This window comes from Malaciobacter sp. (assembly GCF_055140965.1).
Map to the genome: position 1 here is coordinate 13,508 of NZ_JBSRRO010000038.1, position 13,975 is coordinate 27,482.

Genomic DNA, 13,975 nt, shown 5'->3' on the forward strand with positions numbered 1-13,975 from the left:
CTTTTTAAAGTTTATTATCCAATTACAATCAAATAAAAGGAGATTGTCATGAAGAAATTATTAAAATCAGTTGCGTTATTTGCCTTTGTTGGTACATCAGTACTTTTAGCTAAACCAAATATTACTATTTTAGCTACAGGTGGGACTATTGCAGGAGCAGGTGAGTCTTCTACAAAAAGTTCATATTCAGCAGGTGCAGTTACAGTTGATAAGTTAATCTCAGCTGTTCCTTCAATTAAAGAATTAGCAAATATTAAAGGTGAACAAATATCAAATATTGGTTCACAAGAGATGAATGATAAAGTGTGGATTAAACTTGCAAAAAGAGTTAACACACTACTTAAAAAAGATGATGTTGATGGTGTTGTAATTACTCATGGTACTGATACTATGGAAGCAACATCTTATTTTCTTGATTTAACAGTAAAAAGTAAAAAACCAATCGTTTTTGTTGGAGCTATGAGATCAGGTTCATCTATGAGTGCTGATGGTCCAATGAATATTTTCAATGCTGTAAATGTAGCAATTGATAAACAAACAGCTGGTAAAGGTGTTGTTGTTGTAATGAATGATGAAATTCATAGTGCAAGAGAAGTTACTAAAGTTAATACTTCTATGGTAAATGCTTTTGCTTCACCAAATACTGGAAAAATTGGTACAGTTTATTATGGTAATGTTCATTATTATATGAACCCAACTAGAAAACATACATATAATTCAGAGTTTGATATAGAAAAAATAGATTCTTTACCAAGAGTTGAGATTTTATATGCACATGCTAATGATAGTGATATTTTTGTAAATGCAGCAGTAAAAGCAGGAGCAAAAGGTATTATTCATGCAGGTATGGGTAATGGTAACTTATATCCAAGTACTCAAGAAGCTTTAGGTAAAGCTGTAAAAAAAGGTATTGTTGTTGCAAGAACTTCAAGAGTAGGTAGTGGTAGAACAAACTTACATGGTGAGGTAAATGATGAAAAATATGGTTTTATTGCAACAGATAACTTAAATGCACAAAAAGCAAGAATTTTATTAATGCTTGGACTTACTAAAACAAATGATAAAAAAGAATTACAAAAAACTTTTTTTGAATATTAAAATAAACAAAGAGATTTTTCTCTTTGTTTAGTGTCATAATAATATTTTAATGTTATAATTTAGAATATTAAGAAAAAAGGCATAATCTTGCGAAAATCCATTTTTATACTACTAAGCACTTTTCTACTACTAAATACTTTAACTACTTCATTGTTTGCAAAAGAGATCAAAAATGTTTTAATAATTAACTCTTATCACAAAGGCTTTGAGTGGAGTGATAAAGTAATTGCAGGGATGGAAGAATTTTTTTATACTACAAATATAGATGCAAATGTATTATATATGGATTCAAAAAGAATCGCTTCAGAAAATTACTTTGATAAGCTAACAGAACTTTATGATCTTCAATTAAAAAAACATAAATATGATTTAGTTGTTGCAGTTGATAAATTTGCATATGCTTTTATCTTACAAAATAGTAAAGAACTAGATATTACTCAACCTATATACTTTATAGGATTAGAACAATACTCAAAAGATGAAATAAAAGATTATGGTCTTGAAAAACAAGTTAGTGGAATGCTTGAAAAAAGAGAGATTAAAACCAATATAAAAATCATAAAAAAATTATATCCTACATTAAAAAAACTATATATTTTAAATGACCAAAGTGCAAATGGTGATGATTCAAATAAATTTATTGAAGAAGCAATTGAAGAAATAACAGATAAGTTTGAAGTTGAGTATATAAGAAAAATCAAATTCGATGATTTAATAGATAAATTTTCAACATATAAAGAGAATGAAGCATTATTTTTCGTAAGATTTTATAATGATAGTACTGGAAAATTATATCCAAATTATGAAATTGCTTCTTTTATGAAAAATGCAAAAATTCCAGTATTTGTTACTGATGATTTGTTTATAAAAAAAGGTGCAATTGGAGGTAAATTAGTTGATATAAAACAACTAGGTAGAAACTCTGCTAAAGAAATAAAAAAAATAATGGAGAATAAAAACAGTAGTGTAAGTATTAAAACTGATGATAGTTATAACTATGTTTTTGATTATGAAAAGGTAAGAGAGTTTAATATAAATCCAAATATATTAAATGAAAAATTCAAATATGTAAATGCACCATTGTCTTTTTTTGAAAAAAATCGACTTTTTATTGATTTTGTTTTTATTATATCTCCTTTTTTGGTTTTTTTAATTTTAGGTTTAATTCACAATTTATACTTAAGAATTAAAAGCTCAAAAAAATTAAAACAAAGAATGCAATTTGATAAAGTTTTATTAGACTCAATAAAAAGCCCTATTGTGTGGGAAGATGAAAAGGGGTTTATTGTTGATTCTAATGCTAAATTTGATGAACTTTTAGAGATGAGTACAAATATAATCAAAGGAAAAAAATTAAAAGATTTCATAGAAAATGGAAATGTAAAAAAACTTTTAAGCTTATTAAAAACATTTGTAGATAAAAATCATTTTGAAAGTAATGCAATAATTTTAAAATCAAAAGATAATAAAGAACATATTTATATGATTGATCAAACAGATTATACAGAAGATATTTATAGAACAAGTGGTACAGTAGTTGTATTTACTGATGTTACAAAAGAGAAACTTGCGTTAAGAGAGAAAATAAAGAATCAAGAGTTTATGATACAACAATCAAAATTAGCAGAAATAGGGGAGATATTTTCATCAATTGCGCATCAATGGAAGACACCACTTTTAGAGATAACAACAATAGCACAAGAACAGATATATACAACAGATAAAAAGATAATAGATGAAAAGAATAATGCATTTGTAAATGATATCATGGTACAAGTTAGATATATGGGTGAAACAATAAGTGATTTTCAAAACTTCATAATGCCATCAAAAAGGAAAGTTTCCTTTAATATATCAGAAGCAGTTACAAAGATGCTGGAAATAATAAATCATAATATAAAATATAATTATATAAAGACAAATGTACAAGTACAAAAAGATGCAAATTTAAATATTTTAGGATATAAAAATGAGCTAATGCAAATATTGTTAAATATAGTAAATAATGCAAAAGATTCAATAGTAAAAAGAAGAAAAGAGAAAAGAATAAAAGAGGGAATAATAAATATAAATATAAGAAATATTCAAAATGATGTATTAATCCAAATAGAAGATAATGGAGGAGGAATACCAAAAGAGCATATAAAAAATATATTTAAACCTTACTATACAACAAAGGAGAATGGTCATGGTATAGGCTTATATATGGCAAAACTTATAATTGAAGATAAAATGGATGGCACAATTGAAGTTGAGAATACTAATAATGGAGCTATGTTTAGTATTAAGTTAGGAGCAAAATTATGAAAATACTACTATTAGAAGATAATGAAAGGCTTGCCACATTAGTAGCCAATGCCTTAAAAAGTGAAAATTATATTGTTGATATATTTACAGATGGGGAGGAAGCACTTGATAATTGTACAAATGGTTATCAATGCTTGATTTTGGATATAAATGTTCCATCACTTGATGGAATTTCTGTTTTGGAATCTTTTAGATTATATAATTTAACAGTTCCTGTTATTATTATTAGTTCAAACTATGAACTTGATAAGATTCAAACTTCTTATGAGATGGGATGTGATGATTATTTGAAAAAGCCTTTTTTTATGTATGAATTAATTCATAAAATTAAAAAACTTTGCCATAATGAAGCAAAACTATTAAAATTTAAAGATAATGCAGTATTTGATTATATAAAACACTCTTTAGTAAGAGATGATGAAGATATAAAATTAGCAAAAAAAGAGATTTTATTTTTAGAACTTTTAGGAAAAGATATAAATAGAGTATTTAGTTTTGATGAGATTGAAGAGTATGTATGGGAGGGAGAACCCACTACTTTGACAAACATTAGAGCTTTAGTTAAAAGATTAAGAAAAAAAATCCCAGAAGGATCTATAAAAATAGTAAAAGGATTAGGCTATTCTTTAGATCCAAATGAGGTTAAAATAGTACAAAAATTAGATTAAAAATTTTGCTAAAAGGTAAAAAAATGAAAACTTTACATGAAAAAATCAACAAATTAATAGAACAAAGAGAATTTTTCTTTTCTAAAACAGAGGGTGTAGAAAGTGATGAAGATGTAGTAAGATTAGTAGAAGAGCTATTAAAAGAGAATGTTCAAAGAAAAGAGGACTTAAAAAGTTTAGAACAGACTGCATTTTATCAAGGGAAATTACTACTTAGAATGGAAAAAAGAATCGAAAAAAATAATAAATATTCAGAATTATGGCAAAAGTATTTTACAGAAGAAGAGATAGCAGAAAGTAAAAAAATGGTTAGAAGAAGTTGGGCATTAGCTTCAAGAGTTGGGGAGATTTACAGAGGGGAAACTCCACGAAACGAGGTTGAGGACAGAAGAGATGAATATTATAGGAATGTTCTTAAAAGAATTACATTAATGCTTAGACATATAGGATTAGCATTTGTTAGAAGAACACCAGGGGATGACACTTCTAAATTAAACAAATATTTACGGGATATGAATGGATTTGAATTATGAATAAAGAACTATTTGACAGAATTGACAAGCTTAAGGCACAAGGTACAAACTATATTCAAGCTTCAAATAATTTAAAATTTTTTGCATATGATGTTAAAAGAAAGAGCATAAAGCAAAATAGGTTTTCATTTTTTTTAAGCAACAATATTAATGTAGAAAAAGACACAAGAAAATTCTTTCCAAGTAGCAAAGAGGGTATTTTAGTTGATGATGAAGCTGAAGCACTAAGACAGAATGTAATTTCAAATATCATGAATGACCCAGCAAGGTATGATAGAAAATTTAATTATCTTATTGAAGCGATGATGGAGTCTATTCTTAAATCAAGCAAGCATGTTGATGCAGAAGAACTTTCTAATAATAAAACTTACATAATGGAGAAGCTAAGGGATATTGTGGGGAATGTTAGTTTGAGTATTTTTTTTAAATGGTGCAAGATTAGGACTTGTGGAAATTGCACCTATTATGTTAATTAGACTTATAAAATAGTTTATTAAAAATTATTTTATATGAAAAAATGTAAAAAAGTACATAAATGGATAACTATTTAGAGTTGTAACAAGTACGGATTTGCTACTTTAGGTAGATTGACACAGAATTTATAACGGTCTCAATTTTTTAGTTTAAAAACTACTAAGTAATAACATAATACAGATAAATATTATTGCACTTGATACAATTAAGATTTTAAGTTTTTCTTTAAAAATAAGAACTGCTAAAAAAATAAGAATTGTTAGAATAACATTTAATATTATAATTAAGAAAGGAACAAAAAATAAAAAAACTTTACCAAAAAATAGAATAAACTCTGAAAATCCTGCAAAAGCAAAAAAACCTAAATTAAATAGGCCTAATTCTGGAGTATAAGTCATCAATTCTTCAGTATCCATCTTTGTAATTTTTTCTAATTCATCGTATCCAATAATAAATATAATATCTATGTACATTACGTATAATATGATTCCACTAATAAGAAACTTTAAAATAAGCCATATATATTTATTTGTCATCTTTTTGCTCCTAATCTTTTTAAAAATTCTTTTACTTTTGGATGAAGTTTTCTTCTGCTAGTAGAGTGAGTTTCTATTAGAAAATACATTAAACTTCCTCTTTTTAAAGTATCATTATATGGATTTCTATCTTTATTATTTTCTTCTTGTTCAAGAATTAATTTTTGTGAACTATCTTCTAGCTCTTCAAAACTTCTAACATCAAAAACAATTTTTATATTAGTAAGTAATTTTCTTAAAAGTTTTAATCTTCTATCTGCTTCTCCTGTAACAATATATTCAACTATGTCAATTTTATTTATAATACTTGGCAATGTGTTTAATAAGGTTTTAGCTTTTTTATCATTAGCTATAAGAGTAAAAAGTAAATCTAATAGATTAAATTGAGTTTTGTTTTTTTCATATCGCTCTTCTATCTCTTCAATATATTTTATAAACTCATAATAGTTTTTAGATTCTTTTTTTGAGCTATATATATCATCATTTGTTACATTTATATTGGTAATCTTATCTTTTAAAAAACTATTTTCAAACTGAATATCAGGTTTAGCATAAGTATTATCATAATAAGCAATATTATGTTGTAGTATTTTATAAAGAATATTCCATAAAGGATTGCCTGCACCTTGTAGTGTTGCAGGATTTATATTTAAAAACTCTATTAGATTAGGGATAAGTTGAATTTCAGCATCTGCAAAAAGTATTTTTAAGTATTCAAGTTTTGAAAAAGTTGATGCACTTTTATTATTTTCAACATCTTCTTCTATTTGTTCTATCTTTTTATTAAACGATTCTTGAAGTTCATTTATTTTATTTTGTAAAGATGTTGTCCAGCCATATTCATCATCTTTTGAATTTAAAAATATTCCTATCCCAATAGATACTAATGCACCTACTGCAAAAACTGCGAAAGCAGGTGCTGCAACTGTAGCACCAAATATTGTAAAAGCTGATGCTATGCCAATAACTGCTAATGCACCAACTGTCCCAACCCAATAAGCAACCAAAGCCTTACCAATACCAGTTAAAAGATTAACTGCAATATCTGTAAAATCAGCCTTTCCATCTTTTGTAGTGAAATAATCTATTAATGAAAATACTGAACTAATTAAAATAGTTATCTTTGTTCCTTTAACTATTGAACTCCATGATACTATATCTTTTGCTGTAAGTGCAAATGCTCCTACTTGTGGATTAGCTAAAAGATATTTTGTTCCTTTTAGTGTTTGTCTAAGTATTGAAGAACTTTTTATAAAATTCATTTATTTTCACTATCCAAAGTTTTTAATTTACCGTTATAAATAGTTACATTTTCTTCTTTTTCTATTTGTTTTATAAATTTATAAAATACTACTTGTGATGAAATACCTTTTGCAAAAACAGGTATCATAAACATAAAAATATAAACACAAAAATAAATAGTAGCATCATAGTTTTTAATATTACCACTTCCAAAAACAGATGCTAATACAGGTAAAGTAAGACCAAACCTAAGTATTATCATAGTTAATAGTTCCCATATTTTTGTAAATATAGGTTTTTCTTTTTTACTTTCTTTTAAATCTAATTGAAACTTACCATTTAAAGAATTTTCAGGAAAATTAAGTTTAAATATTTCTTTTTTATATTTAATATAATTATCTATAAAAATATTTTTTTGCCATCTTTTTTTGTAATAAAAGTAATAAATAATAAAAAGTATAATTGCTGTAAGATAGTATAAATATATTGTAATAGGTTGTATTCCTTTAATTGTAAAAATTAAAGATAAAGAAAATAATTGTAAAAGAATTGTAAAATAAAATATATATTTTATATAAAAACTTTTAATACTTAATAATCTATATTTTAAATGAAAATAATTTCTTATAAGTATAAAAAAATAATATATTAAACCAAATAAAAATATAAAAATATAAAAATATAAAAATATTGCTAACTTATGATAATATATAAATAAGTCAAACTTTAGAGTAGTAATGATTACAGAAATAGAAATACTTAATAAAATGACCATAATAATGGGCAATAAAATTAATTGTATAAAGAAATTTTCTCTAAAACTATTTAAAAATTCTTTAGATAATTGTATATGTATATAAGGATTTTTAATAAAAAAACTTAATATTTTTTCAAATTTTTCCATATACTAATATCTCATTCCATAATCATAAGGTGTAGTTCCACCATTTGCACTAACCCAATTCCAAAACTCTCTTTCAAGGTCTTGAAAAAATTTATAAATTGTATTATCAACATCTTCTTCTATTTGTTCTATTTTTTTATTAAACGATTCTTGTAATTCATTTATTTTTTCTTGTAAAGACTCTGTCCACCCATATCTTTCATCTGATAAATTTAAACTTATTCCTACACCAATTGAAATAGCTGCACCTATTATAAAAATTCCAAAAGTACCTATAAAACCTGCAGTTACAAGTGGCATTACTAATAGTCCAACAGCCGTTCCTGCCCAATAAGAAATCAAAGCCTTACCAATACCAGTTAAAAGATTAACTGCAATATCTGTAAAATCAGCCTTTCCATCTTTTGTAGTAAAATAATCTATTAATGAAAATGCTGAACTAATTATAATAGTTATCTTTGTTCCATTAACTATTGAACTCCATGTTACTATATCTTTTGCAGTAAGTGCAAATGCTCCTACTTGTGGATTAGATAAAAGATATTTTGTTCCTTTTAGTGTTTGTCTTAATCCTGCAAATCCTTTAAGTATAACATATGATTTTCCTTTTATCTCTTTAATATAAAATTTTAGTCCTTTTATATCTTTCCATACTCCATCTTTTAAAGATGAAAACTCTTGAGATATATCTCCAAGAACTCCATAAATTACATTTCTATTCTCTTTAAACAATATAATAAATTGTTCTTTCATTTCATCAGTTATTGAATATACTTCATTTCCTAAACTTTTAAAATATTCATTTGTTGTTTGGAAAAAAGTTAAGTTATCTTCTTTTGTAAAGGAATTTCTCTTTTTATTTAAATCTTTATTATTTTTATTGATATTCTCTTTTGGTTGAACTAAGGCTAATGTTATCTCTTCTTCCCCTCTTTGTAAAATTGGAAAGCTTAGAGTATTTTCTTGGTTTTCTATACAAATATTTCCTATAAATCCACTATCTATTTCTAACACATATGGTTCTTTTGCTTTAAAATTATAATTGGGCGTATAATATTCATTATTACATTTTATTCCAACTCTTTTTTTATTTGTTTTATCTTCTTTTTCAAATCGAACTTTATACATCTCAAATTTTGGCAAATCAACACAGAGTTTTACTCTTCTTCTTTTAGGATTATATTTTTGAGTTACTTTTAGTTCTGCCATGAAAATATTCCTTTTATATTTTTAATTTTACTTTCTGGTATTTGATTTAAATGAATTATCTCATCTAAATCAAATCTTGCTTCTAATTTAGAGTTTTCAACACTAATTGTTTTAATCTCTTTTGCAAGTATCTCTTTTTCTTTACCTAAAATAAAGCAAGAAGCTTCTACTTTTGTTCCATCTTTTAATGAAGAGTTAGCTCTTAATACATATTCATCTTCTTGTATATCATATATGTAGTCTCTAAAGGAGTCATTTGCTCTTAAATCAATAATCGCACCTTTATCTTTTACCTCCTCAACACTAACCCCACCATTCGCACTATTATCTACAAAGTTTGAAGTATTAAAGTGAATACCACTTGAATCTACTGTTAGGATATTACTTCCACATTTAAAGCTTATACCATTTGCTCCATCAAATAAGCAGTTATCTGATGCTTGTACTTTCAAATCACTTGTATTTAGATGAAAGCCATCTTCTATATCAACTCTTAACTCTTTTCCTATTTTTACAAATAGATTTTGCAAGTATTTATCTGATACATCTTATAACCCTAACCATCTTTTCCACCAAGGTTTTAAAGTTTTACCATCTTTTTCAAAACAAGATTTTCCTTCTCGTATATCTTTAGTATTTTTTGGAGAACATATTTTAAGTGGTGTATTTCTTGCTTTAAATAGTAAATACATAGGATTTACATCAGTATTTGTCAATATTCCACTAGCATCTGTTACTTGAGTATCAGATATATCAAGTGTTATTAATCTTGGAATCTTTTTTAAAACAGAAATATCTTTTATACTTGTATTCCTTAAAGATAATTGCTCTATATTTGGAAAATTAAGTAAAAAGTCTATATTTGTTATATGTTTATTATTATCTAAACTTAATGTTTTTAATTTTTTAAGATCAATTAGCATCTTCATATCTTCTACTGTAACAGATTTAGGAGGACTAAAAAATGTTAAATTTTTAAAATTATTAAGCACATGAAAGTTTTTTATTTTTATATCCCCTAAACTTAAAAATTCTAAATTAGTTAAATCTTTGATTTGAGATATATCTATAGTATCAGTATTTTTCATATATCCATATGTCAAGTTTTTTAAAGTTTTAATACTATTTATGGAAGATAAATCAGCAACTTTTGTTTTACGTAAATCTAAATTCTTTAAATGTTTTAAATCTTTTAACGCAGATAAATCACTTACTGGATTTCCTGATAAATTTAGTTCTTTTAATTTTGTAAGATGTTTTAACACTGAAATATCTTCTACTTTATTATCATATAATCTAACGCTTTCTAAATCTAAAAAAAATTGAAGAGGAGACAAATCTGTAATATTATTAGTATCTACATTAGCAGAAGAGAAACTACTTGTACCAGTTTTAGTATAAAGATAAGCACACATTTGTTTATCAATTTTTACTCTATTATCTTTAGCTAATGCTTCAAATGTTATTTTTTGAGAAGGTGTTGGATTGTTACACATTTTCATAAACTCTTTTTTATTTGCTAATTCTGCATATAATATATTTGTCAATAGTATGAATAGTATAAATATTTTTATCATCTTTTTGCTCCTAGTCTTTTTAGAAATTCTTTTACTTTTGGATGAAGTCTTCTTCTGCTAGTAGAGTGAGATTCTATTAGAAAATACATTAAACTTCCTCTTTTTAAACTATCATTATATGGATTATTATCTTTATTATTTTCTTCTTGTTCAACAGTTAGTTTTTGTGAACTATCTTCTAGTTCTCCAAAATTTCTAACATCAAAAACAGTTTTTATATTAGTAAGTAATTTTCTTAAAAGTTTTAATCTTCTATCTGCTTCTCCTGTAACAATATATTCAACTATGTCAATTTTATTTATAATATCTGGTAAAGTACTTAAAAAATCTTTGGCTTTTTTTTCATTTGCTATTAAAGTAAAAAGTAAATCTAATAGATTGTACTGTGATGGGCTTTGTTCATATCTTTTTTCAATTTCTTCAATATATGCTATAAATTTATAATAATTCTTGGCTTCTTTTTTTGAACTATATATATCATCACTTGTTACATTTTTATTGGTTATTTTATCTTTAAAAAAACTATTTTCAAACTGAATGTTGGGCTTATTATAAGTATTATCGTAATAAGCAATATTGTGTAGTAATATTTTATAAAGAGTATTCCAAAGTGTATTTCCTTCTCCTTGTAATGTTTTAGGGGCTATATTTAAAAAGTCTATTAAGTGCTGAATAAATTGATTTTCTGCATCTGAAAAAACTATCTCTAGATATTGTAATTTCGAGAAATCTGATTGATTTTTATTATCATCTATTACTCTTTGTAATTTTTGTATAATTTTATTTATATCAGTATCTACAAGTTGTATAAAAGATTTAAGATTACTTGCTTCGCTTGCTCCGATAATAGTATGCTCTTTTTTATCAATCTTCTTTTTTAAATCTTTATGGTTTACTTCGTAAGTTTTTTGCTCTGAAAGGTGGTCTATTATCTTTATACTTTCAGATAAAATATCTTTCAATGAAGGTAATAATTGTTTTATAGTAAAGTCATAAAGTTCCATACCTTCTTCATAATTTATATGATTATAATCAGTAATTCCCCATGCAGTACTCATTATAGTTTTTATTACTGTACTTGTTTTTAACTTTTTTAAAATATCAATGGGAAAAGATTCAATATTGGTTTTAAAATTATCTATAAATTTAGACAAATTACTAGTATCTAACTTTTCAATCTCATCAGAAAGTGTTTCCATAGAAAAATCAGCTAACATTCGTTGAGTTAAATCAAAGTCATTGTATAAGCTTAATACTTCTGCATCTTTATGAAAGAAGTTTTCATTTACTTTTACTTGATGTAGTTTTTTAAAAAATGGTGTTGAAAGATAAATGAGAGATTTAATTTTCCAATCTTTTGGCCATTTTGAACCTAATTTATCAATTTGTTTTGTCATTTCATTAACTACATTTCCTCCATGAGAATGTCCTAGAAGATGAAAATATATAGGTTTATTTTGCCAAGTTTCTTCATAGTATGCTTTTTCACCATTTGCACCACAAAGTCTATTAACTAAATATGCTCCTGCAATTTCTCTATTTTCTTTACTATTATCGCCTGTCCATCCATGAAAAGGGAAAAGCACTAAATTAACATATTCTTCATCAAAGGCTTCTATTTGTTCTTTAAACTCTTTATCCCAATAGTTTACTGGTACTTGAGTATAACTTTCATGATTTTGTAAAGCTAAATCTTGTGAAGTCTCTTGTGTATAACTATTTGCATATTTACTTTTTTCTGTACTTGCATTAACTGGGTCTATAGTTCCAGCTATTAAAACTAACACATTTAAAATACCATTTGGATGTTTACTCTTTTGTGATTTTTTATTCATTTAGTATTGTCCTTAGATAAAAGTACTTTTACCATTCTACTTCTCCTTCAATTTCAGAAATATCCTCATATGAAAGGTTATGTTCTTTTATGATTTCATCTTTATCAAAATATTCAGAAATGCATTTGTTTTTTATAGTTGTATTTTTTGTTTGCCTTGCAAGTTCTTTTCCTTCTTTATCTAAGATAATTAATGATACTTTTATATTTCTTCCATCTGATAATGTAGTGTCTGCTTTTAATACTACATCTTTATCAATTGTTTTTGTAAGATAATTGTTATTTAAGTCATTTAATCTTACGTTCATTATATCTTCATCCCTTATTACCTCCTCAACACCAACCCCACCATTCGCACTATTATCTACAAAGTTTGAAGTATTAAAGTGAATGCCACTTGAATCTACTGTTAGAATATTACTTCCACATTTAAAGCTTATACCATCACTTCCATCAAATAAGCAGTTATCTGAAGCTTGTACTTTCAAATCACTTGTATTTAGATGAAAGCCATCTTCTATATCAACTCTTAACTCTTTTCCTATTTTTTCTACATCTCTTTCTAAATATGTCTTTTCATCTTGTTTTATTAAGGTTTCTAAGTTTTGTTTATAGTGTTTTTCACAATCTTGTTTAACAGTAGTAATAGATTCTTTCTCAACAGTTAAAATCTTATTTGCTTTAATACTTTTTCTTTCTTCTTCTCCAACTGTTATAATTGAATCTTTTTGAATTGTCTCTTCTTTATCATTTTCTACTAATAGTTTTGAGTTATTCTCTATATGTTTATATTCATCATTTAACACATGGGTTTTTAGATTCTTTTGTGCTCTAAATGACAGTAACTCTTCACCTTGTTTATCTTCAAACAGTATCTCATTATATCCTTGCTTATGTTCATATTGTGGCATTGAGTTTGTTTTGATATAACTCTTTGTTTTATCTTTTGGAAGGTTATATGGTACTTTATTCTCACCATTATACAAGCTTCCTATTATTATTGGTTTATCTATATCTCCATTTACAAAGCTTACTATTACTTCACTATTTACTCTTGGCAGAAATTGTGCTCCATAGTTATCTCCTGCAAAGAAGTTTGAGTATCTTAAGTAGCAAGATATTGTTCTATTCTCTTCAAAGTGAAACAATACTTTTATTCTTCCTTGTTCATCTACATCTATTGTATTTGCATCTTCTTTTGTATTACTATTACTACTTGCTACTATTGCTGTTTGTACTGAGTTTATTTTTGGTTTTATTATTGTATATGGTGGAACATACTCTATATCTTTTGGTATTGAAGTAAACTCTACTTCATATTCAAGTTCATGTTTTTTATTTTCATTTATATTTTGTATATATTCATCCAATGCATTTGGAAAAATTCCATTATATTTTACTTCTATTACTATTACATCAAATACTTTTTTTGCACCTTCATCTTCTAATTTTATACACAAAGAGTCATTTATTACTACTTCTTGGCTTGTTGCATATATTATATTTGATTTTACATATTCTCTTTTTGCTTCTATTTTATTATATTTATCCAAATCTTTATACAAGCTCTCATCAAGTACATTTAGTTTATCT

13 protein-coding genes are annotated in these 13,975 nt (G+C 25.5%); 5 read left to right on the top strand and 8 right to left on the bottom strand.

Annotated features, from left to right (window positions below; all coding sequences use genetic code 11):
• Nucleotides 1–48: 48 nt before the first annotated feature.
• The 5 genes from ACTCCZ_RS10575 (at nt 49) to ACTCCZ_RS10595 (ending at nt 5,082) form a co-directional block, all read left to right on the top strand.
• Nucleotides 49–1,098: a type II asparaginase gene (locus ACTCCZ_RS10575; RefSeq protein WP_079578314.1), complete on the top strand. Its 1,050-nt coding sequence runs from the start codon at nt 49–51 to the stop codon at nt 1,096–1,098.
• An 87-nt stretch (nt 1,099–1,185) separates the two neighbouring features.
• The gene (locus ACTCCZ_RS10580; protein WP_079578313.1) at nt 1,186–3,405 is read left to right on the top strand and encodes a sensor histidine kinase; all 2,220 of its coding nucleotides are present in this window, start codon (nt 1,186–1,188) and stop codon (nt 3,403–3,405) included.
• Nucleotides 3,402–4,073: a response regulator transcription factor gene (locus ACTCCZ_RS10585; protein ID WP_079578311.1), complete on the top strand. Its 672-nt coding sequence runs from the start codon at nt 3,402–3,404 to the stop codon at nt 4,071–4,073. The genes ACTCCZ_RS10580 and ACTCCZ_RS10585 overlap by 4 nt, the downstream gene beginning before the upstream one ends.
• A gap of 23 nt (nt 4,074–4,096) precedes the next feature.
• Complete coding sequence (locus ACTCCZ_RS10590) at nt 4,097–4,606, top strand: hypothetical protein (protein WP_079578309.1); 510 nt, start codon at nt 4,097–4,099, stop codon at nt 4,604–4,606.
• Nucleotides 4,603–5,082, top strand: a complete 480-nt coding sequence (locus tag ACTCCZ_RS10595) for a hypothetical protein (protein ID WP_079578307.1) — start codon at nt 4,603–4,605, stop codon at nt 5,080–5,082. The genes ACTCCZ_RS10590 and ACTCCZ_RS10595 overlap by 4 nt, the downstream gene beginning before the upstream one ends.
• Before the next feature lie 147 nt (nt 5,083–5,229).
• Here ACTCCZ_RS10595 and ACTCCZ_RS10600 read toward each other — a convergent pair whose 3' ends face one another.
• The 8 genes from ACTCCZ_RS10600 to ACTCCZ_RS10635 all read right to left on the bottom strand — a co-directional run.
• On the bottom strand, nt 5,230–5,616 hold the full coding sequence (locus ACTCCZ_RS10600) for a hypothetical protein (RefSeq protein WP_079578305.1): 387 nt from the start codon (nt 5,614–5,616) through the stop codon (nt 5,230–5,232).
• Nucleotides 5,613–6,878: a hypothetical protein gene (locus ACTCCZ_RS10605; RefSeq protein ID WP_079578304.1), complete on the bottom strand. Its 1,266-nt coding sequence runs from the start codon at nt 6,876–6,878 to the stop codon at nt 5,613–5,615. Before ACTCCZ_RS10605 ends, ACTCCZ_RS10600 begins: the two co-directional genes overlap by 4 nt.
• Nucleotides 6,875–7,120 carry a hypothetical protein gene (locus ACTCCZ_RS10610; RefSeq protein WP_131828684.1) on the bottom strand — a complete coding sequence of 82 codons (246 nt, stop codon included), beginning with the start codon at nt 7,118–7,120 and terminating at the stop codon, nt 6,875–6,877. Before ACTCCZ_RS10610 ends, ACTCCZ_RS10605 begins: the two co-directional genes overlap by 4 nt.
• 645 nt (nt 7,121–7,765) lie before the next feature.
• A complete protein-coding gene (locus ACTCCZ_RS10615) occupies nt 7,766–8,971 on the bottom strand; it encodes a hypothetical protein (protein ID WP_079578302.1) in 1,206 nt (401 codons plus the stop codon).
• A complete protein-coding gene (locus ACTCCZ_RS10620; RefSeq protein WP_079578301.1) occupies nt 8,959–9,501 on the bottom strand; it encodes a hypothetical protein in 543 nt (180 codons plus the stop codon). Before ACTCCZ_RS10620 ends, ACTCCZ_RS10615 begins: the two co-directional genes overlap by 13 nt.
• A gap of 18 nt (nt 9,502–9,519) precedes the next feature.
• Nucleotides 9,520–10,548, bottom strand: coding sequence for a leucine-rich repeat domain-containing protein (locus ACTCCZ_RS10625; RefSeq protein ID WP_079578300.1), 1,029 nt, complete (start codon nt 10,546–10,548; stop codon nt 9,520–9,522).
• On the bottom strand, nt 10,545–12,383 hold the full coding sequence (locus ACTCCZ_RS10630) for a hypothetical protein (protein WP_079578299.1): 1,839 nt from the start codon (nt 12,381–12,383) through the stop codon (nt 10,545–10,547). The genes ACTCCZ_RS10625 and ACTCCZ_RS10630 overlap by 4 nt, the downstream gene beginning before the upstream one ends.
• Before the next feature lie 28 nt (nt 12,384–12,411).
• The coding region (locus ACTCCZ_RS10635) for a type VI secretion system Vgr family protein (protein WP_463187330.1) at nt 12,412–13,975 on the bottom strand (1,564 nt) is incomplete at its 5' end.